This is a genomic window from Pseudonocardia alaniniphila, from assembly GCF_022524485.1.
GTDB lineage: Bacteria > Actinomycetota > Actinomycetes > Mycobacteriales > Pseudonocardiaceae > Pseudonocardia > Pseudonocardia alaniniphila.
In genome coordinates this window covers 38865-58266 of record NZ_JAKXMK010000015.1, presented here as the reverse complement: position 1 = coordinate 58266, position 19402 = coordinate 38865, and the positions used below count along the sequence as shown (strand labels likewise).

21 protein-coding genes are annotated in these 19402 nt (G+C 70.8%); 12 read left to right on the top strand and 9 right to left on the bottom strand.

Annotated elements, in window-relative coordinates; translation table 11 throughout:
- Positions 1 to 3 precede the first annotated feature (3 nt).
- Positions 4 to 810, bottom strand: a complete 807-nt coding sequence (locus MMF94_RS18020; RefSeq protein ID WP_241038038.1) for a thioesterase family protein — start codon at positions 808 to 810, stop codon at positions 4 to 6.
- Between the two features lie 44 nt (positions 811 to 854).
- The gene (locus tag MMF94_RS18015) at positions 855 to 1811 is read right to left on the bottom strand and encodes a RecB family exonuclease (RefSeq protein ID WP_379660603.1); all 957 of its coding nucleotides are present in this window, start codon (positions 1809 to 1811) and stop codon (positions 855 to 857) included.
- Positions 1812 to 2082: 271 nt separating this feature from the next.
- Here MMF94_RS18015 and MMF94_RS18010 point away from each other — a divergent pair, with 271 nt between their 5' ends.
- The 4 genes from MMF94_RS18010 to MMF94_RS17995 all read left to right on the top strand — a co-directional run bounded on the left by MMF94_RS18010 (position 2083) and on the right by MMF94_RS17995 (position 5906).
- Complete coding sequence (locus MMF94_RS18010) at positions 2083 to 2961, top strand: tRNA (adenine-N1)-methyltransferase (RefSeq protein WP_277398755.1); 879 nt, start codon at positions 2083 to 2085, stop codon at positions 2959 to 2961.
- Between the two features lie 158 nt (positions 2962 to 3119).
- Positions 3120 to 4934, top strand: coding sequence for a proteasome ATPase (arc, locus tag MMF94_RS18005; RefSeq protein ID WP_241038037.1), 1815 nt, complete (start codon positions 3120 to 3122; stop codon positions 4932 to 4934).
- 125 nt (positions 4935 to 5059) lie between these two features.
- On the top strand, positions 5060 to 5431 hold the full coding sequence (locus MMF94_RS18000; RefSeq protein ID WP_241038036.1) for a YchJ family protein: 372 nt from the start codon (positions 5060 to 5062) through the stop codon (positions 5429 to 5431).
- A gap of 73 nt (positions 5432 to 5504) precedes the next feature.
- Positions 5505 to 5906 carry a VOC family protein gene (locus tag MMF94_RS17995; RefSeq protein ID WP_241038035.1) on the top strand — a complete coding sequence of 134 codons (402 nt, stop codon included), beginning with the start codon at positions 5505 to 5507 and terminating at the stop codon, positions 5904 to 5906.
- On the opposite strand, the gene MMF94_RS17990 is transcribed toward MMF94_RS17995, so the two are convergent.
- The 4 genes from MMF94_RS17990 to MMF94_RS17975 all read right to left on the bottom strand — a co-directional run bounded on the left by MMF94_RS17990 (position 5843) and on the right by MMF94_RS17975 (position 9031).
- A complete protein-coding gene (locus MMF94_RS17990; protein WP_241038034.1) occupies positions 5843 to 6589 on the bottom strand; it encodes a helix-turn-helix domain-containing protein in 747 nt (248 codons plus the stop codon). The two genes, MMF94_RS17995 and MMF94_RS17990, sit on opposite strands and share 64 nt — an antisense overlap.
- Before the next feature lie 28 nt (positions 6590 to 6617).
- Entirely contained in the window at positions 6618 to 6929 is a 312-nt protein-coding gene (locus MMF94_RS17985) for an AtuA-related protein (RefSeq protein ID WP_241038032.1), read from the bottom strand.
- Complete coding sequence (locus MMF94_RS17980) at positions 6910 to 8244, bottom strand: acyclic terpene utilization AtuA family protein (protein WP_241038030.1); 1335 nt, start codon at positions 8242 to 8244, stop codon at positions 6910 to 6912. Before MMF94_RS17980 ends, MMF94_RS17985 begins: the two co-directional genes overlap by 20 nt.
- A gap of 226 nt (positions 8245 to 8470) precedes the next feature.
- Entirely contained in the window at positions 8471 to 9031 is a 561-nt protein-coding gene (locus tag MMF94_RS17975) for a YceI family protein (protein ID WP_241038029.1), read from the bottom strand.
- 88 nt (positions 9032 to 9119) lie between these two features.
- Here MMF94_RS17975 and MMF94_RS17970 point away from each other — a divergent pair, with 88 nt between their 5' ends.
- Entirely contained in the window at positions 9120 to 9620 is a 501-nt protein-coding gene (locus MMF94_RS17970) for a MarR family winged helix-turn-helix transcriptional regulator (RefSeq protein WP_241038027.1), read from the top strand.
- Between the two features lie 47 nt (positions 9621 to 9667).
- Complete coding sequence (gene lpdA / locus MMF94_RS17965; RefSeq protein ID WP_241038025.1) at positions 9668 to 11074, top strand: dihydrolipoyl dehydrogenase; 1407 nt, start codon at positions 9668 to 9670, stop codon at positions 11072 to 11074.
- On the opposite strand, the gene MMF94_RS17960 is transcribed toward lpdA, so the two are convergent.
- Complete coding sequence (locus MMF94_RS17960) at positions 11064 to 11609, bottom strand: NUDIX hydrolase (protein WP_241038024.1); 546 nt, start codon at positions 11607 to 11609, stop codon at positions 11064 to 11066. The genes lpdA and MMF94_RS17960 overlap by 11 nt on opposite strands.
- Positions 11610 to 11672: 63 nt before the next feature.
- Between MMF94_RS17960 and dop the strand changes: the two genes are divergently transcribed.
- The 5 genes from dop to MMF94_RS17935 all read left to right on the top strand — a co-directional run bounded on the left by dop (position 11673) and on the right by MMF94_RS17935 (position 15814).
- Complete coding sequence (gene dop / locus MMF94_RS17955; protein ID WP_241038023.1) at positions 11673 to 13190, top strand: depupylase/deamidase Dop; 1518 nt, start codon at positions 11673 to 11675, stop codon at positions 13188 to 13190.
- 128 nt (positions 13191 to 13318) lie between these two features.
- Positions 13319 to 13516, top strand: coding sequence for a ubiquitin-like protein Pup (locus tag MMF94_RS17950; protein ID WP_142101234.1), 198 nt, complete (start codon positions 13319 to 13321; stop codon positions 13514 to 13516).
- 59 nt (positions 13517 to 13575) lie between these two features.
- On the top strand, positions 13576 to 14436 hold the full coding sequence (gene prcB, locus MMF94_RS17945; RefSeq protein ID WP_241038022.1) for a proteasome subunit beta: 861 nt from the start codon (positions 13576 to 13578) through the stop codon (positions 14434 to 14436).
- Positions 14437 to 14493: 57 nt separating this feature from the next.
- Entirely contained in the window at positions 14494 to 15366 is an 873-nt protein-coding gene (prcA, locus tag MMF94_RS17940) for a proteasome subunit alpha (RefSeq protein WP_241038021.1), read from the top strand.
- A 67-nt stretch (positions 15367 to 15433) separates the two neighbouring features.
- Complete coding sequence (locus MMF94_RS17935; RefSeq protein ID WP_241038020.1) at positions 15434 to 15814, top strand: VOC family protein; 381 nt, start codon at positions 15434 to 15436, stop codon at positions 15812 to 15814.
- Between the two features lie 98 nt (positions 15815 to 15912).
- Here MMF94_RS17935 and MMF94_RS17930 read toward each other — a convergent pair whose 3' ends face one another.
- Positions 15913 to 17460, bottom strand: coding sequence for a bifunctional phosphatase PAP2/diacylglycerol kinase family protein (locus tag MMF94_RS17930; RefSeq protein ID WP_241038019.1), 1548 nt, complete (start codon positions 17458 to 17460; stop codon positions 15913 to 15915).
- A gap of 235 nt (positions 17461 to 17695) precedes the next feature.
- Here MMF94_RS17930 and pafA point away from each other — a divergent pair, with 235 nt between their 5' ends.
- A complete protein-coding gene (pafA, locus tag MMF94_RS17925; protein ID WP_241038017.1) occupies positions 17696 to 19057 on the top strand; it encodes a Pup--protein ligase in 1362 nt (453 codons plus the stop codon).
- A gap of 54 nt (positions 19058 to 19111) precedes the next feature.
- On the opposite strand, the gene MMF94_RS17920 is transcribed toward pafA, so the two are convergent.
- Positions 19112 to 19384, bottom strand: a complete 273-nt coding sequence (locus MMF94_RS17920; protein WP_241038015.1) for a hypothetical protein — start codon at positions 19382 to 19384, stop codon at positions 19112 to 19114.
- Positions 19385 to 19402: the final 18 nt, after the last annotated feature.

The window sequence follows — 19402 nt, the reverse complement described above, 5'->3', positions numbered from 1 at the left end:
CTCTCAGCGGGGCCGCAGCACCACACTCTGCGCGGAGCGCCCCGTGTGCCCGCGCTCGTCGAAGAGCAGGCCCGAGACCGTGCCCGTGCCGGTCGGGCCGAGCACGGTCTCGGCGGCCACGGCCATCCATTCCCCGGCCGGGGGCCGGTGCAGGTGCATCGTGAGCTCGGTGTTGACGAAGAGCCAGTTCGTCAGGTCCAGCGGGGAGGCCGCGCCGTTGGCGGTGTCGGCGAGCACTGCCAGCCGCTGCAGCGGGCTGGGTTTCTCGCCCTCGACGAGGGGCACCCGCAGCCGTCCCCAGGTGGTGCCCGGGCCGGGCTCGCCGAACCAGCCGCGCAGCCAGCGCCACTCCACACAGTTCATGAAGCCCGGCAGCCAGCCGGTCGGCAGCTCCTGGCGGGGTGTCCCCCGCTCCGGCGGCGGTAGCGGCTGGGCCTCTCCGACGGCCACGTCGCTCGTGTCGCCGAGGGCCAGGCGCCACGCACGGGCCTTGAGTACCGTGCGGCCGCCTGCGTGCATCTCGGCCGAGAGCAGCTCGACCGTGCGTCCCGGGCGCTCGATGCCGGCGCAGACTCGGACCTCTCCAGCGGGTACGGGACCGAGAACCTCCACGGTGATCCGGGACAGCTGCGTGCTCGCCTCGCTCGGGCAGCGTTCCAGCGCCCGCACCAGCAACGCCGAGGGCGGCCCGACGTGCTGTGCGTCGGCGAACCACGGCCCGGTGGTGGACGTGGTGGCGTGGAAGCGCTCGCCGGCGGCGCCGTCCAGCGGCCGGTAGAACGGCTCGAGCTCGGGCACGTCGGCTGGCACCCCTCGATGATGCCCCGAGCCAGGCGCCGCCCAGGCCGGTGGGTTCAGCCTGCCCGCTCGAGGGCACTCTCCTCGGCGTTGACGTCGGCAGGGTCGGCAGGCCAGCCCGGGTACTGCGGCGGGGTGCCGTCCCAGGCCGGGCAGAGCGCCTTGTGGCTGCACCACTCGCAGAGCTTGCTAGGGTTGGGACGGAAATCCCCGGACTCCCCTGCCGTGCGGATGGCCTGCCAGATGGCGTCGAGCGTGCGCTCGAAGCGGCGCAGCTCCGCCTCCTCGGGCTCGTAGGTGAGCGACTCGGTGTCGGCGAGGTACATCAGCCGCAGCTGGGTGGGCACCACTCCGCGCAGGTGCAGGAGCGCGAGGGCGTAGAACTTCATCTGGAACAGCGCCCGCGCCTCGGCCACCGGCCGTGGCGCCGCGCCGGTCTTGTAGTCGACCACCCGAATCTGCCCGGTGTGGGCGACGTCGAGCCGGTCGATGTAGCCGCGCAGCAGCAGGCCGGACTCCAGCTCGGTCTCGACCAGCAGCTCCCGCGCCTCGGGCTCCAGCCGGCGAGGGTCCTCGAGCTGGAAGTACGCCTCCAGAAGCGGCGCAGCGGACTCCAGCCACGGCGTGAGCTCCGGATCCTCCGCGCCCTCGAACAGTTGCCCCACCAGCTCCGGCTCCTGCGCACACAGCTGCTCCCACGCCGTCGCCACGAGCTCGCAGGCGGCATCGAGGGACCGCTGCGCAGCGGGCAGGTCGTAGAGCCGCTCCAGCACGGCGTGCACGACCGTGCCGCGGACCTGGGCCCTGGTGGGCCGCTCGGGCAGCCGGTCGATCGCGCGGAACCGGTAGAGCAGCGGGCACTGTTTGAAATCGCCCGCCCGTGACGGCGACAGGGCCGGCCGGCGCCGTGGACGGCCCGTGGTGGAGTCAGTGGTGGAGTCAGTGGCGCTCTGGGTCGCGGACGGCGCGGTGCCGGCTTCGGTGGACGTTTCGGTGACTGTCTCTTCGGGGATCGACCCATGCGTGATCGCCGTGGGATCCGGGGTGGCGGGTTCGGCGGTGGCCGTGCCGAGCCCGTGGCCTGCGCCGTGTGTGTCCGTCACGCTCCGCAGGGTAGGCGACACCCCCGACACTTCTGGGCGGCGCCGGGACGCTCGGGAGCCGGGCCGTCGTGTACAGCGGGTCGCGACGACGCCGTTGCGTCCGATGCCCGCATCACGAACGGGAATCGGTCCGGCCGGGCGCTGCGACCGGCGTCGTCCCCACCCTTTAGCGTTGTGCCTCGTGTCCAGACCGCTGCCACCGCTCTCCGATGAGGCGCCCGCTCTCGCTGCGCGGGGTGGCCCGTTCCGTCCCGGCGACCGCGTGCAGCTGACCGATCCGAAAGGCCGGCACTACACGCTCACCTTGGAGACAGGGGGCCAGTACCACACCCACCGCGGCGGCCTCGCCCACGACGACCTGATCGGCAAGCCGGAAGGCAGCGTGGTGATCTCGCGGGTGGGCACCCCCTACCTCGCGCTGCGGCCGCGGCTGGCCGACTACGTGCTCTCGATGCCGCGCGGGGCGCAGGTGATCTACCCGAAGGACGCCGCCCAGATCCTCATGTGGGGTGACATCTTCCCGGGCGCCCGTGTGCTGGAGGCCGGAGCGGGTTCCGGCGCGCTGACATGCTCGCTCCTGCAGGCCGTCGGACCCGAGGGCGCGGTCCTTTCCTACGAGATCCGGGCCGACCACGCCGAACACGCCGAACGGAACGTTCGCCAGTTCTTCGGATGTTCGCCACCCAACTGGTCCTTGAAGGTCGCTGATCTTCATACTCATGATGGCGAGGCCGAACCGGTCGATCGTGTCGTTCTGGACATGCTGGCTCCCTGGGAACACCTGGAGACAGTGGCGAAAGCACTGATTCCAGGTGGGGTCCTGGTGGGCTACGTGGCCACCACGACACAGCTCTCGCGGCTCGTGGAGGACCTGCGCGAGCAGCAGTGCTGGACCGAGCCTCAGGCATGGGAATGCCTGGTCAGGCCATGGCACGTGGTGGGTCTGGCAGTGCGGCCGGACCACCGTATGCAGGGTCACACCGCGTTCCTGGTGTCGGCCCGCCGGCTCGCCGAGGGGGTGGTCCCGCCTCGCCCTCAGCGCAGGCCGACCAGCCGGTGACGCCGGCCGGACGAACTTCCGCTCGTGCCCCGGAAGGACCAGGAGGGGTCGATGCGTCAAGGTGCCGTCCGGTTGAGTGGTGGATCACCGGTTCGTCGCAGGCCTTCAACGTTCGTTCGCAGGTACCGTATGGAAACGGAACACGGAGGGAGGATGCCGTGAACCCCTACGACGGTCCCGGCAGGCGTGACCCGGGTGACGGCGGGGAACTCAGCCCCGCGGAGGCTCGGGCGCAGATCCGCTTTCTCGAGGAGGAAGTGGCTCTGCTGCGCCGCAAGCTCGCGGAGTCGCCGAGGCACGTTCGCGTGCTCGAGCAGCGGCTCGCCGAGTCTGCCAGCCGGCTTGCTCAGCTGTCCGCCCGCAACGAGAAGCTCACCGAGACTTTGAAGGAAGCTCGGGGCCAGCTCGTCGCACTGCGCGAGGAGGTAGATCGACTCGCGCAGCCGCCGAGCGGCTACGGCGTGTTCCTGGCGCGGTTCCCGGACGAGACGGTGGACGTCTTCACCTCCGGGCGCCGGATGCGCGTCGCCGTGTCGCCCGCGGTCACCACCGCGGAGCTACGCAGCGGGCAGACAGTCCGCCTGAACGAGGCGCTCACCGTCGTCGAGGCAGGCGACTACGAGCGCATCGGTGAGGTGTGCGCGCTGCGCGAGGTGCTCTCCGAGCCCACGGAGGACGGTCTGGCAGGGCGCGCGCTCGTCGTCGGGCATGCCGACGAGGAGCGGGTGGTCTGGCTGGCCGCGCCGTTGATCGCCGGTGCGGAGTACCCCGACGCCGTTGCGCTGAAGCCCGGCGACTCCCTGCTCGTGGACACGAAGGCGGGCTACGCCTACGAGCGGGTGCCCAAGGCCGAGGTGGAGGACCTCGTGCTGGAGGAGGTGCCCGACGTCGACTACTCCGACATCGGTGGCCTGTTCCGCCAGATCGAGCAGATCCGCGACGCCGTGGAGCTGCCGTTCCTGCACGCCGAGCTGTTCAAGGAGTACGAGCTGCGCCCGCCCAAGGGCGTGCTGCTCTACGGCCCTCCCGGCTGCGGCAAGACGCTCATCGCCAAGGCCGTGGCCAACTCGCTGGCCAAGAAGGTGGCCGCCGTGCGCGGCGACAACCCTGAGGACGGCCGCGCGTTCTTCCTCAACATCAAGGGTCCGGAGCTGCTCAACAAGTTCGTCGGCGAGACCGAGCGGCACATCCGGCTGATCTTCCAGCGCGCCCGGGAGAAGGCCTCGGCCGGCACCCCGGTGATCGTGTTCTTCGACGAGATGGACTCGATCTTCCGCACCCGTGGCTCGGGCGTGTCCTCCGACGTGGAGACCACGATCGTGCCGCAGCTCCTCGCGGAGATCGACGGCGTCGAGGGCCTGGAGAACGTCATCGTCATCGGCGCCTCCAACCGCGAGGACATGATCGACCCCGCGATCCTGCGGCCCGGCCGCCTGGACGTGAAGATCAAGATCGAGCGGCCGGACGCCGAGGCGGCGCAGGACATCTTCTCCAAGTACCTCACGGAGACGCTGCCGATCCACACCGACGACATCGCGGAGTTCGCGGGCAACCGCAAGGCCTGCGTCGACGCGATGATCCAGCGTGTGGTCGAGCGGATGTACGACGAGACCGAGGAGAACCGGTTCCTGGAGGTCACCTACGCCAACGGTGACAAGGAGACCTTGTACTTCAAGGACTTCAACTCCGGCGCCATGATCCAGAACATCGTCGACCGGTCGAAGAAGTCGGCGATCAAGTCGGTGCTCGAGACCGGCCAGCCGGGTCTGCGCGTGCAGCACCTGTTGGACGCGATCGTCGACGAGTTCGCCGAGAACGAGGACCTGCCCAACACCACCAACCCCGACGACTGGGCGCGCATCTCCGGCAAGAAGGGGGAGCGGATCGTCTACATCCGCACCCTCGTCACCGGAAAGAACGCCGAGACCGGGCGGGCGATCGACACGGCCTCGAACACGGGCCAGTACCTGTAAAAAAGCGAACGCACGTGCGGCCCGTCCCCGTTGGGGACGGGCCGCACGTGCGTTCCGGAGCCGTAATGCTGCGGGTACATGGCCCCTGACAGAAGTACGGCTCCGAAACGCGAGAAGATCTGGGTGTGGTTGCGAGCTGCCCGTGTGGGCTTCCCCAGGGGTATCCCGACTGCTGTGGGCGGTTTCATCGTGGGGAGGCGGCTCCTACCGCCGAGCTGCTCATGCGGTCCCGGTACACCGCTTTCGCCCGTGGCGACACGGCGTACCTGCTGCAGACCTGGCATCCCGACACCCGCCCCCCTCGCCTCCGGCTCGACCCCGACGACGAGTGGACGCGGCTGGAGATACTCGGCGGTACCGGGGGCGGATTGCTGGGGGCGACCGGAACGGTCGAGTTCCGCGCCCACCGCACCAACCGCGACCAGGCCGACGTGCTGCACGAGAACAGCGAGTTCGTCCGCGAGGACGGCCACTGGAGCTACGTCGGCCCCCTCTGACAGCCCGCCCACCCCGCGACGTGCGTCCGATTCGTTCACGACGCCGCCTGCGCCGGGCTCTACGGTGCCTGCCATGACGATCGAAGCACGGTTGGACGCGGTCGGGGTCGTGGCGGCCGACATGGCGAAGGCGCTCGAGTTCTATCGAGCGCTCGGGCTGCCGATACCCGCCGAGGCCGACGACCAGCCGCACGTGGAGGTGGAGCTTCCCGGCGGGTTGCGCCTGTTGTTCGACACCGAGGAGACGGTGCGCTCGTTCCATCCGGAATGGCAGGCGGTGGCCGGTGCCGGGCGGCTGGGCCTCGCCTTCGCTCTCCCCGACGCCGCCGCTGTGGACGCCCTGTACGCGGAGCTCACCGCTGCGGGCCACCACAGCGAGATGGCGCCGTTCGACGCGTTCTGGGGCCAGCGTTACGCCGTGTTGCTCGATCCGGACGGCAACGGGGTGGACCTGTTCGCGCCGCTCGCGAGCTGACTTGGGGCCACACCCGCCAGCGCCCGCACCTCCCGGGAGAGGTGTGGCTGGTCGGCGTACCCGGCGCGGACCGCGGCCTCGGCGATGGGGACGCCCGCGTAGAGCAGAGCTGCCGCGCGGCGGAAGCGCAGCACACGCCGTAGCACGGCGGGCCCGTATCCGAACGCGGCCAGGCAGCGGCGATGCAAGGAGCGGTCGGTCCAGCCGAGCCGCTCGGCGGTGGCAGCCACCGCGGCACCGGCTCCGAGCTGGGCGGCCACGGCGCGCAGGGCGGGCTCGGCCGGCACGCCCGGCAGCGCCTGGGCGACCTCGGCGAGCACGGACACGGGGGCGGCGCCAGCCTCCAGCCGGGCGATGGCCCGCCGCGCCAGGCCTGGGTGCAGCTCTCGAAGGGGGACGCGCTGGTCGCGCACTACGGCGGCCGGGACGTCGAGCAGCGCGGGCAGCCGCCCGGGCGCGAAGCGCAGGCCCGCACTCAGCACGCCGGGCTCGCGGCGGACGTGGTGGGGGTGGGTGTCGGGGCCCGCGACGACGAGCTCGTCGCCCGTCCAGACGAGGTCCATGCAACCGTCGGGCAGGACGTCCTGCGCCTGCATCGGGGCGCCCGCGTGCACGCCGGCCGTCCACACACACTCGACCTCGGTGCGCAGCGCCGCAGGCGGCGGGCTCTCCCCGTAGGACACACCGGCACGGTAGCCGTGCACCCCGACATCAGTCAGGCAGCTCCAGCGCGAGCAGGCGGGAGCTGAGCGACTTGCCACGGGTGTCGGGGGCGAGCGAGGTGGTGATCCCGCCGTCGAGGATCCCGGTGCAGACGAACTGCAATGCGGGCAGCAGCGGCAGCTCGAAGCGCAGGATGTCACCACCGACGTACCGGGCCAGCCGCCAGCGCACCCGCTGCGGCGTGAGCTCGCGGACGAGCAGGGCGTAGTCCGTGTCGACGTAGGGGATCACGGACAGCGTGGTGGCATCGCCCTTGTCGCCTGCGCGGCAATGCGCGATCTCATGCAGCCGGACGGACACCGGGAGCCTCCAGGATCGTGACGCCGGGACGCACCGCCGTGCGCGGCACGAGGGTGGACACCACACCGATCACCTCGCCTGTGCTGACGTGCACGCCGCCGCCCCCCGCGGGACCGTTCGTGTAGAGCGCCTCCACTTCGTGTCCGACCGTTTCGAGGATCGCCGGGTCGGCGCCGAGCGCCGCCACCCGGAGCCGGCACTCGACCCGGTCGTCGGCGTCCGGTGGCACGATGCCGATGACCTCGATCCGCGGCTGCAGCGGCAGCCCGGCCACCCGGGCGGCGACGATGTCGGCGGCCAGTGTGGCCCGGCGGTCGGCACCGGGGCCCGAGTAGGAGATCTCGGCCTCGACCTTGTGGCCTGCCCGGTAGCCCACGCTGACCTTGAGCCGGTCCGGTCGCGGCCGCCCGACGGCCCCGGTGACGCGCACGCTGCTCGGCCCGAACGGCGTGACCGTCACCCTGCGCAGGTCGAGCACCACGTCGGGCGTGTGGTGGCCGGTGGGGTCGGTGACCTCGTAGAGCATCTGCTCGCGCACCGTCGCCCGGTCAAGGCGCCCACCGGTGCCGGGCAGCTTGCCGTAGACGGCCGAGCCGTCGGATTCGACGTCGGCGAAGGGGAAGCCCAGCTCGGCGAGCCGCGGAACGTCCTTGACGCCGGGGTCGGCGAAGTAGCCGCCGGTGAGCCGGCCCGCACATTCCAGGAGGTGCCCGACGAGGGTGCCCCCGGCCGCGAACGCCACGTCGTCCAGGTCGGCGCCGAAACGATGGGCGAGCGGGGCGAGGAACAGCGACGGATCGGCGACCTGCCCGGTGATCACCACCTGGGCGCCGGCGTCGAGGGCGGGCAGCAGTGCGTCGGCGCCGAGGTAGGCGTTGGCGGAGACGAGCTCGCCGTGCTCGTGCAGTGGCCTGCCGTCCTCCAGGGCCGGGGCGTCGAGGTCGAGGCCGTCGAGCACGTCGTCGCCGGTCACGACGGCGACACGCGCCGCGGAACCCGCCATGTCGAGGAGGTCTCGGGTGACGTTCCCGGCCGCGAGCGGGTTGGCCGCGCCCATGTTCGTCAGGACACGCACCCCGCGGTCGACGGCCAGCGGCAGGAGCCGGGAGAACCGGGCGGCCAGGCGCGGGTCGTATCCGGCCGCCGGGTCCGCGAGCCGCCGCCGGTGTCCCAGGGCGATCGTCTGCTCCGCGAGGCATTCGAGCACGATGTCGTCCAGCCCGCCGCGGTCGACGAGGTCGACGGCTGGTTCGAGACGGTCGCCGGCAAACCCGGCCCCGCAGCCGATCCGCACTGTGGTCGTTCGCGCGCTCATCGGTCTCCTTCCGCCTCAGGGAAGCGGAACGGCGCCGGTGAGAAGGGCGACTGCCCTCGTCGTCGGCGTCGTGCCGAACCCCATCGGAACACGAACCGTTGGTGCGCGCCGGGGTCGGCGCCCGCCGTACCCGGCAGGATGAAAACCCGGTAGTCGAATGGCGGTAGCGGCGGGCGGGGAAACGTCCCCTCGTCCGCCGCTACCCTGGATCCGGATGTCCAGCCGGTCAGGCCTGGCGGCGCACGGCCTCGATCTCCATGGTGATCTGCACCTTGTCGCTGACGACCACGCCGCCGCCGTCCATGGGCATCTTGATGTCGACGCCGAAGTCGTTGCGGTCGATCGTGGTGCTGGCCGAGAACCCGGCACGGTAGCCGCCGTAGGCGTCCGGACCGAAGCCGTTGGCCTCCAGCGCGAGCGTGACCGGCTTCGTCACGCCCTTGATCGTGAGGTCGCCGTGCAGCACGACGTCGTCGCCGTTGGCGCGGGCGCCGGTGGAGCGGAAAGTCCACTGGGGGTGGTTGTCGGCGTCGAAGAAGTCGGCGGAGCGGATGTGGTTGTCGCGCTGCTCGTTGCCGGTGTCGATGGAGTCCGCGGCGATGGTGGCGTTCACCGAGGAGTCGGAAATGTCCTCACCTGTCACGATCTCGCCCGAGAAGTTTGTGAAGCGACCGCGTACCTTGCTGACCATCATGTGGCGGACCGAGAAGGAGACATCGGAGTGCACCGGGTCGATGTCCCATGTGGCCGCGACGTAACCGGGGATCCGGACCGAGGATGTGGTCATGTTGACCTCCGTGAGGCTCTTGAACTCTCACTTGTTGAGAGTCGCACTACCCTGAACAACATCACGGCTGACCTATTCCGGAGGTGTGGTGCCTGACACCCGGTGGCTCAACGATGAGGAGCAGCGCACCTGGCGCAGCTACCTCACCTCCTGTCGACTGCTGTTCGACCGGATCGAGCGACAGCTCCAGCAGGACGCGGGACTGCCGCACGCCTACTACGAGATCCTGGTGCGGCTTTCCGAGGCGCCGGGGCGTTCGATGCGGATGAGCCAGCTCGCGACCTCGGCGATGTCCTCGCGCAGCAGGCTCTCACATGCCGTCGCCCGGCTGGAAGAGTCGGGCTGGGTGCGTCGTCGCCCGTGCGCGGACGACCGCCGGGGAGCGCTGGCGGAGCTCACGGACGAGGGGCTCGCCCGCCTGAAGGCCGTGGCCCCCGGTCATGTGGAGGCGGTGCGCGAAGCGATGTTCGACGCGCTCAGCCCGGAGCAGATGCGGGCGTTGCGCGACATCAGCGACACGCTCGTGGCGAACCTGGCCGACGCGCCGGTCTGGCCGGCTTCGGAGGACAAGTACGACGACCCGGAGTAGCGCGTACGCCGCGACGGTGCGTCCGCTGTGGGTCTTAGAGTCGTTGTATGGCTTCACATGTCGATGTCGTGGTTCTCGGAGCGGGTCCCGGTGGGTACGTCGCAGCGATCCGGGCGGCCCAGCTGGGCCGCAGCGTCGCTGTGGTGGAGGACAAGTACTGGGGCGGGGTGTGCCTGAACGTCGGCTGCATCCCGTCCAAGGCGCTGCTGCGCAACGCGGAGCTCGCTCACCTGGTGACTCAGGAGGCCAAGACCTTCGGCATCTCCGGGGACGTGTCCGTCGACTACGGTCCCGCGTTCGACCGCAGCCGCAAGGTGGCCGACGGCCGGGTCAAGGGCGTCCACTACCTGATGAAGAAGAACAAGATCACCGAGTTCGACGGGTGGGGCACGTTCGTCGACGCCTCCACCATCGAGGTCGCCCTGGCCGGCGGCGGCACGGAGACGGTCACCTTCGACGACGTGATCATCGCCACCGGTGCGACCACCAAGCTGCTCCCGGGCACGTCGCTGTCGGAGCGTGTGGTGACCTACGAGGAGCAGATCCTCAGCCGCGAGCTGCCCCGCAGCATCATCATCGCCGGGGCGGGCGCGATCGGCGTCGAGTTCGCGTACGTGATGAGCAACTACGGCGTGCAGGTCACGATCGTCGAGTTCCTGGACCGGATGCTCCCGCTGGAGGACCCCGACGTGTCCAAGGAGCTGGCCAAGCGCTTCCGCAAGTACGGCGTCGACGTCCTGACCTCGACGCGGGTGGAGTCGATCGACGACTCGGGCGACCAGGTCACGGTCACCGTCTCGCAGAACGGCGAGACCAAGCAGCTCACCGCCGACAAGGTCATGCAGGCCATCGGTTTCGCGCCGCGGACCACGGGCTACGGCCTGGAGAACATCGGCGTGGAGCTCACCGAGCGCGGCGCCATCGCGATCGACGAGCACATGCGTACCAACGTGCCGCACATCTACGCGATCGGTGACGTCACGGCCAAGCTCATGCTCGCCCACGTGGGCGAGGCGCAGGGGGTGGTCGCGGCGGAGACCATCGCCGGCGCGGAGACCCAGGAGCTCGAGTACGTGATGATGCCCCGGGCGACGTTCTGCAACCCTCAGGTGGCGAGCTTCGGCTACACGGAGGAGCAGGCGCGGGCGCTGGCGGACGAGAAGGGCTGGAAGGTCAAGGTCGTCCAGTTCCCGTTCACGGCGAACGGCAAGGCGCAGGGGCTCGGGGAGCCCGGCGGGTTCGTCAAGCTCGTCGCGGACGAGACCTACGGCGAGCTGCTCGGCGGGCACCTCATCGGCCCCGAGGTGACGGAGCTGCTTCCCGAGCTGACGCTGGCGCAGAAGTGGGACCTCACCGCCCACGAGCTCGCCCGCAACGTGCACGCGCACCCCACGCTGAGCGAGGCGCTGCAGGAGGCGTTCCACGGCCTCACCGGGCACATGATCAACCTGTGATCCCGGCGTCCCGGGCGGCCAGCCAGCGCTCGATGCCCACGCGGCCGTCCGGGACGAAGGGCCAGCGCCGGCCGTCGGCGAGCCGTGCGCGCAGCTCGGTGAGCGTCACCCAGTCTCCCCACACGACCTCCTCGGGCTGGTGGTGCAGCGGGCCGTCCCAGCGCACCTCGTAGGTGAACATGTGGCAGCGCAGCGTGCCGTCGTCGTAGGCGAAGGGCCCGTAGCTACGTGTCAGCGACACGCCGGTGACACCGAGTTCCTCGGCCAGCTCGCGGGCGGCGGCGTCGTCGGGTGACTCGTCCGGTCCGATCACCCCGCCGGCCCAGCAGTCGTACATGCTCGGGAAGATCAGCTTGTCCGGTGAGCGTCGGTGCAGGTACACGCGCTCGCCGTCGATGCTGCGCACGAGCACGCCGGTGGTGCCGTGCCACAGTCCGTCCCGGTAGACCACCCCGCGCGGGGCCACTCCGACCACTGCTCCACCCGGGTCGTAGACCGCGACCGGCTCGTCCTCTGCGGGGGTCCCTGCCTGCATGCGCTCATCATCCTCCGGCCGCGGTTAGGCTCGACCCATGACAGCGCACGTCGAGGGCCGCCCATGACCGCCCGCCGGATCATGGGCACCGAGATCGAGTACGGCATCTCGGTGCCGGGCGACCCCACCGCCAACCCGGTGATCACGTCCACGCAGGTGGTGCTGGCCTACGCAGCGGCAGCGGACATCCCACGTTCGCGCCGTGCCCGGTGGGACTACGAGGTGGAGTCCCCGTTGCGCGATGCGCGCGGGTTCGACCTGTCGGCACCCACCGTGCACAACCCGGCGGAGTCCGAGCTCGACGACCTCGGCGCCGCCAACGTCATCCTCACCAACGGCGCCCGGCTCTACGTCGACCACGCCCACCCGGAGTTCTCTACCCCCGAGGTCACCACGCCTCGCGACGTCGTCATCTGGGACAAGGCGGGGGAGCGGGTGATGGAGGAGGCCGCGATGCGCGCGGCCACCGTGCCGGGAGCCCCGCGGATCCAGCTCTACAAGAACAACGTCGACAACAAGGGGGCCAGCTACGGCTCCCACGAGAACTACCTGATGGCCCGCACCACCACGTTCCCCGCGATCGTGGCCGGGCTGACGCCGTTCTTCGTGACGCGTCAGGTCATCTGCGGGGCGGGACGGGTCGGGATCGGCGCCTCGGGCGACGAGGCGGGCTACCAGCTCGCGCAGCGCAGCGACTACATCGAGGTCGAGGTCGGGCTGGAGACCACGCTCAAGCGCGGCATCATCAACACCCGCGACGAGCCGCACGCCGACGCCGACAAGTACCGCCGCCTGCACGTCATCATCGGCGACGCGAACATGAGCGAGTATTCCACGCTGCTCAAGGTCGGCACCGCCGCCCTCGTGCTCGACATGATCGAGAACGGCGTGCGGTTCGACGAGCTGCGCCTCGCCGAACCCGTGCGCTCCGTGCACCGCATCAGCCACGACCCCTCGCTCAAGACGCTGGTCGACCTGGCCGACGGCCGCAAGATGACCGGCGTTGACGTGCAGCGCGCCTACTTCGAGAAGGCGCAGAAGCACGTCGAGAACACGATGGGCGCCGACGTCGACGACGCCACGGCCGAGGTCCTGCAGCTGTGGGGCGAGGTGCTCGACGCGCTCTCCCGCGACCCCATGGAGTGCGCCGACCGCCTCGACTGGCCCGCCAAGCTGCGGCTGCTCGAGGGCTACCGCGAGCGCGACGGCCTGGCCTGGAACTCCGGGCGGCTGCAGCTGGTCGACCTGCAGTACACCGACGTGCGGATGGCCAAGGGCCTCTACAACCGGCTGGTGGCGCGTGGGTCGATGAAGCGGCTGGTCACCGAGGAGCAGGTGGTCGCCGCCATGCGCCGGCCGCCGGAGGACACCCGCGCGTACTTCCGCGGCCGCTGTCTCGAGCGTTACCCGTCCGAGGTGGCGGCGGCGTCCTGGGATTCGGTCATCTTCGACCTGGGGCGCGAATCCCTGGTGCGGATCCCCACCCTCGAGCCGCTGCGCGGCACGCGCCGCCACGTGGGTGAGCTCATCGACAACTCCCGTACCGCCGAGGAGCTGGTCGAGGCGCTGACCCGCGGCTGAACCGCGACTCGCCCATCGGCATGGCTTCGATCGCGGGCGTGTCGCCGATCGGCTGGGTAAAGTTCAAATACCGGACCCCGGTACGCCGTGCAGTTCGACGGCACCGGGCAGGCGAAGAGGAGACGGCCATGTCCCAGGAGCAGACCAAGCGTCAGGGTGGTGGTGGCGGCGACGACGAGGACGGCGCCGACGCCGCGGCAGCCGGTCAGGAGCGCCGTGAGAAGCTCGGCGAGGACGTCGACACGATCCTCGACGAGATCGACGACGTCCTGGAGGAGAACGCCGAGGACTTCGTCCGGGCGTACGTCCAGAAGGGCGGCGAGTAGCCGCTCCGAGCGTCACCGCACCAGCCCTGCACCGCACGACGAGAGGCACTCACCAGACCATGGAGCCCCGGCTGCCGGTCGCCCCACCGGGCCCGGGCGCGTATCTCGCGCCCGGCCCGTCGTCATTCACCGACTTCGTCACGGCCAACGCGCCGCATCTGCTTCCGGGCCGGCTTCCCGAGGGGGTCACGCCGGGCGCCGCGGGCGTGGGTGGCCTCCAGGTTCCGCACGGCACCACCATCGTCGCGCTCACGTTCGCCGGCGGGGTGATCATCGCCGGTGACCGCCGGGCCACGGCCGGCAACGTCATCGCCCAGCGCGACATCGAGAAGGTGTTCATCACCGACTCGCACTCGGCGATCGGGATCGCGGGCTCGGCGGGCATCGCGCTGCAGATGGTGCGGCTGTTCACGGTCGAGCTCGAGCACTACGACAAGATCGAGGGCGTGCCGCTCTCGCTGGACGGCAAGGCCAACAAGCTGGCCAGCATGATCCAGCAGAACCTCGGCGCGGCGCTGCAGGGCTTCGTCGTCGTGCCGTTGTTCGTCGGCTACGACATGGACTCCGCCGACCCGTCGAAGGCGGGCCGCATCGTCACCTACGACGCCACGGGCGGCCGCTACGACGAGCTGCTCGGCTACCACTCCGTGGGCTCCGGGTCGGTGTTCGCGAAGTCGTCGCTGAAGAAGCTCTACGACCCGCAGGCCGATCTGGCAGGGGCCGTGCGCACGGCCGTCGAGGCGCTCTACGACGCGGCCGACGACGACACCGCCACCGGCGGCCCGGACGTGGTCCGCAAGATCTACCCGGTGGTCGTCAGCATCACCGGGGAGGAGGGAGCGGTGCGCCGCTCCGACGAGGAGATGGAGGCGGTCGTCCGCGCTGTCATCGCCGGTCGTACCGATAAACCCGGCGGATAGTTCGCCGGACAACCCTGCCGTGCTCTCCATCCCTGCGACGCCTCTGGAGTCCGCCCCGTGACGATGCCGTTCTACTCCTCCGTCGACCAGCTGCTGCGCGACCGCTCGGAGCTGGCGCGCAAGGGCATCGCCCGTGGCCGCAGCGTCGTCGTGCTCACCTACACCGGCGGCGTGCTGTTCGTCGCCGAGAACCGCTCCAGCGAGAACCGACCCAGCGCCCTGCGCAAGGTCTCCGAGATCTACGACCGCATCGGGTTCGCCGCCGTCGGGCGCTACAACGAGTTCGAGACGCTGCGCAACGCCGGCATCCGCATGGCCGACGTGCGCGGCTACTCCTACGACCGCCGCGACGTCACGGGCCGGATGCTCGCCAACTTCTACGCCCAGGTGCTCGGCACCTCCTTCGTCGAGCAGCAGAAGCCCTACGAGGTGGAGCTCTGCCTCGCCGCGGTCGGCGAGACGCCGGACGGCGACCAGCTCTACCGCATCACCTACGACGGCTCGATCACCGATGAGCCGCAGTTCGTGGTCATGGGCGGCACCACCGACCCGATCAGCACCAAGCTCAGGGACACCTACCGGGCGGGGATGGAGCTCGGGCAGGCGATCGGCGTCGCCGTGGAGGCCCTGCAGGTCGCCGGGGCGGCAGGCTCGGGTCCTTCGGGCGGCAACGGCGGGGCGCAGGCCGCCCGCGTGCTCGGTGCGAGCGCCCTCGAGGTGGCGGTGCTCGACCGCACGCGCCCGAGGCGCACGTTCCGGCGGATCACCGGGCAGGTCCTGCGGAATCTGCTGCCCGAGGCGAACCGCGCCGTCGACGCCCCGGCAGCCCCCACCGTCGCCGGGGGCGACGACCTGCCGGCGGGGAGCGGGGCCGTCGACGGCGAGCAGAGCGGCGACAACGGCTCGAACGGCGCCACCAACGGCTCGTAGCCGTCCCGCAGGCCGACCGGCTCGTAGCGCTTGACCTGAACCTGGGTTCAGGTCGCACCCTTGGGTCATGAGCATCGAGCTGAACCACACCATCGTCGCGGCCCGGGACAAGCACGCTGAGTCCCGGTTCGTGGCCGACGTCCTCGGCCTTCCCGAACCCGGAACGTTCGGGCCGTTCGCCGTCGTGGAGCTGAGCAACGGCGTGAGTCTGGACTTCCTGGACACCGACGAGGTCCCCTCGCAGCACTACGCGTTCCTCATCAGCGAGGAGGAGTTCGACGCGGTCGCGGGCCGGTTGCGCGAGCGCAAGGTGGCGACCTACGGCGACCCGGGGCACAGCCAGCCGGGGCACAACACCCATGACGGCGGGCGCGGCCTGTACTTCTCCTCGCCCGAGGGGCACAACCTCGAGGTCATCACGCGGCCCTACGGCAGCGGCGGCAACTAGCGGCGCCCGTCCGGTGCCCTGATTGGCGACGTGCGTGCCGTTCGCGCCGTCCGGGCACTCGGAGGCGGCCGCGGCCGCACGGAGCCTCTCAGGGCCGCTCAGCCGATGAAGGGCCGTTCGCGCCCGGTCCACCTGTCCTCGTGGCGCCGGTAGACCGGGATGGCGTCCTTCGCGACGCGGAACGTGAAGCGCCCTGCCTCCTCGACGACCTCGCCGTCGGTGGCGAGCATGCCCGGCACGGCGAGCTCGACATCGAGCTCCGGAACCTCGCGCTGGTGGTAGACGCGGCTGTGCCCCAGCGCACCGAGCAGCAGCGCGGCGACGGCGCGCAGCCGGGAGAACCGGACGTCGGCACGCAGCCAGCGCACGTCGAGCAGGCCGGTGTCGAGCGAGGGCCGCCACGCCGGCACCGCGCCGCGCGGGTAGTAGGGCCCGTTGCCGACGAAGAGGAACCAGACCGACGTCCAGCGGCCGTCGATCTTGATCTCGACGGGTTCGGCGCGGTGCAGCACCATCACGAGCGCCGCGGCGAAGGCCGGCCACTTGCCCCACCGCGACTGCCACTTCTCGCGCAGCCGCACGAGGTCGGGGTAGGAACCGAGGCTCGCGGTGTTGAGGAAGCAGCGGACGCGCACGACCTGTTCCGTCTCGGGGTCGCTCCCGTGGCCCGGGTGCACGTCGATCAGGCCGAGGTCGACGGCAACGGCCTCGCCTGCCCCGGTGGCGTCCACGGCCTCCTGCATGTCGTAGATGCCCACGTCGCGGGCGAAGTGGTTGAGCGTGCCCGTGGGCACCACCACCAGTGGCAGGCGCCGCCGCCCGGCCACCGCGGCGGCGGCCGCGGCCGTGCCGTCCCCGCCTGCCACGCCGATCGCGCGCACCCAGTCGCCCCGCTCGGCGACCGCGGTGTCGAGCTGCTCGTCGAGGTCGCGGTCCGGTTCGGCGCGCAGCACGACCGCCGCCGGTAGAGCCGTCTCCAGCTCGGTGGCGGGGTCGTGGTCCGGCATGCCCGAGCGCTGGTTGGACACGATCACGAGGCCCTCTCCCCGGGGGAGCTCGGGCACCGCGTCGAGCGGGCGGGCCCTGGCCTCGTCGGTGCGCCGGACCGGCCACCAGCGGCGGGTGGCGAGCGCGATCCCGCTGCCGAGAGCCGCGCCGGCGAGCACGTCCGACGCCCAGTGCACGCCGACGTGCACACGCGAGTAGGCCACCGAGGCCGCGAGCGGGGCCACGGCGAGACCCAGGCGCGGGCTCTCCAACGCCACCGCCGTCGCGAACGCAGCGGCCGACGCCGCGTGCCCGGACGGGAACGAGGACGACGTCGGCGGGTTGTCGATGATCTGGTAGGCGGGCAGCTCGGCGGCAGCCGGGCGCCGGCGGGGCAGAGCAGGCTTGAGCAGCGCGTTGGCGGTGGCGCTGGCGCCCGCGATCGCGAGGACCCCTCGGAAAGCGCCCTTGCGGCTCGCTCCCCGCCGGGCCGCCAGCAGCGCGGCGATCCCGAACCAGAGCAGGCTGTGGTTGGCGGCCGTCGACACCGCCTTCATGGTGCTGTCGAGCGGTGACGGAGCCATGGAGGCGATCGCCCGTGAGACGGCTCGGTCGGCGTCGTTCACCTCGTCGGCGGCCCGCTGCAACCACGAAATCACGGGCTGACAGTACGCACGTATTTCTGCACCCGGAGGAGGACCTGGTGAGGCCCCGATGAGGACCCACCGTAATCAGATGGCCCGCCGGACACCCCCCAGCGTCCGGCGGACCGACCGCGGGCAGCGCTAACGGCGTAATCGGCGACCGGCTTCAGTAGAACTACTCGGACGACGCGCCCGAACCGGTCGGTCACAGCCATGACATCAGGGGGCGTACTGCGCCTACTCTGACGGGATGCAGCGGCGGATCTACGGTGTGGAGACCGAATTCGGGGTCACATGCACCTTCCACGGACAGCGGCGACTCTCACCTGATGAGGTTGCGCGTTACCTGTTCCGCCGGGTCGTGTCGTGGGGGCGCTCGTCGAACGTCTTCCTACGCAATGGTGCCCGGCTCTACCTCGACGTCGGAAGTCACCCCGAGTACGCCACGGCGGAGTGCGACTCCCTCACCCAACTCGTCGCACACGACAAGGCGGGTGAGCGCATCCTCGAAGACCTGTTGGTCGACGCCGAGCGCAGGCTCGTCGACGAAGGCATCGGCGGCGACATCTACCTGTTCAAGAACAACACCGACTCCGCAGGCAACTCCTATGGCTGCCACGAGAACTACCTGGTCGCACGGGCCGGGGAATTCTCGCGGATCGCGGACGTGCTGCTGCCCTTTCTGGTCACCCGCCAGCTGATCTGCGGCGCGGGCAAGGTGCTCCAGACGCCCCGGGGTGCCGTGTACTGCCTGTCGCAGCGCGCCGAGCACATCTGGGAGGGGGTCTCCTCGGCCACCACCCGCTCGCGCCCGATCATCAACACCCGCGACGAGCCGCACGCCGACGCCGAGCGTTACCGCAGGCTGCACGTGATCGTCGGCGACTCGAACATGTCCGAGGTCACCACGCTGCTCAAGGTCGGCTCGGCCACCCTCGTGCTCGAGATGATCGAGGCGGGCGTTCAGTTCCGGGACTTCACCCTCGACAACCCGATCCGCGCGATCCGCGAGATCAGCCACGACCTGACCGGCAAGCGCACGGTCCGGCTCGCCGGTGGGCGGGAGGCGAGCGCGCTGGACATCCAGCGCGAGTACTACAGCCGCGCGGTCGAGCACGTCGCCACCCGTGGCACCGAGGACCCGACGATGGAGCGGGTGCTCGAGCTGTGGGGGCGCACCCTCGACGCCGTCGAGTCGCAGGACCTGTCGCTGATCGACCGCGAGATCGACTGGGCGATCAAGCACCGGCTGGTCGAGCGGTACCGCCGTCGCAACGACCTGGACCTGGCGAGCCCGCGTATCGCGCAGCTCGACCTGGCCTACCACGACATCCGGCGTGGCCGCGGGCTGTTCGACCTGCTGCAGCGCAAGGGCATGGTCGACCGGGTCACCGACGACGGGGAGATCGAGGCGGCCAAGGACACCCCGCCGCAGACCACGCGAGCCAAGCTGCGCGGCGACTTCATCGCCGCCGCCCAGGCTGCGGGGCGGGACTTCACGGTCGACTGGGTGCACCTCAAGCTCAACGACCAGGCGCAGCGCACCGTGCTGTGCAAGGACCCGTTCCGCGCGGTCGACGAGCGCGTCGACCGGCTGATCGCCTCTCTGTAGCGCTCGCGCGGATACGGGTGCCGCAGCACTCGTATCCGCGCCCGTGTCAGTCCGTCAGCGCTCGCCCAGCATCCGGGCGCGCAGCTCGGCCAGCTCGTCCTGCACCAGCGGCGAGGTCACGCTCTCGTCGTTGCGGCCCGGCTCGATCCCGAACGCGCGCAACAGCGCCGTGGCCGGCACCGCGGGGTCCCCGGTCTCGCCCAGCACCGGGTGGAGGCCCTGGTCAGCGAGGTGGTGGAACACGAGGTTGACCACCGTCCATGGGTTGAACGTCTCGACACGGTCCGTGTCGCCGGTCGGGCCTGCATTGGTGTCTGTGTGGTCCACGGTGCCTCTCCCCGGTCC

Coding starts and splice junctions, on each gene's coding strand:
- MMF94_RS17995 (WP_241038035.1), top strand. CDS start 5,505: ATGACGATCGAAGCACGGTTGGACGCGGTCGGGGTCGTGGCGGCCGAC.
- MMF94_RS17980 (WP_241038030.1), bottom strand. CDS start 8,244: ATGAGCGCGCGAACGACCACAGTGCGGATCGGCTGCGGGGCCGGGTTT.
- MMF94_RS17975 (WP_241038029.1), bottom strand. CDS start 9,031: ATGACCACATCCTCGGTCCGGATCCCCGGTTACGTCGCGGCCACATGG.
- lpdA (WP_241038025.1), top strand. CDS start 9,668: ATGGCTTCACATGTCGATGTCGTGGTTCTCGGAGCGGGTCCCGGTGGG.
- MMF94_RS17960 (WP_241038024.1), bottom strand. CDS start 11,609: ATGCAGGCAGGGACCCCCGCAGAGGACGAGCCGGTCGCGGTCTACGAC.
- dop (WP_241038023.1), top strand. CDS start 11,673: ATGACCGCCCGCCGGATCATGGGCACCGAGATCGAGTACGGCATCTCG.
- MMF94_RS17950 (WP_142101234.1), top strand. CDS start 13,319: ATGTCCCAGGAGCAGACCAAGCGTCAGGGTGGTGGTGGCGGCGACGAC.
- prcB (WP_241038022.1), top strand. CDS start 13,576: ATGGAGCCCCGGCTGCCGGTCGCCCCACCGGGCCCGGGCGCGTATCTC.
- MMF94_RS17935 (WP_241038020.1), top strand. CDS start 15,434: ATGAGCATCGAGCTGAACCACACCATCGTCGCGGCCCGGGACAAGCAC.
- pafA (WP_241038017.1), top strand. CDS start 17,696: ATGCAGCGGCGGATCTACGGTGTGGAGACCGAATTCGGGGTCACATGC.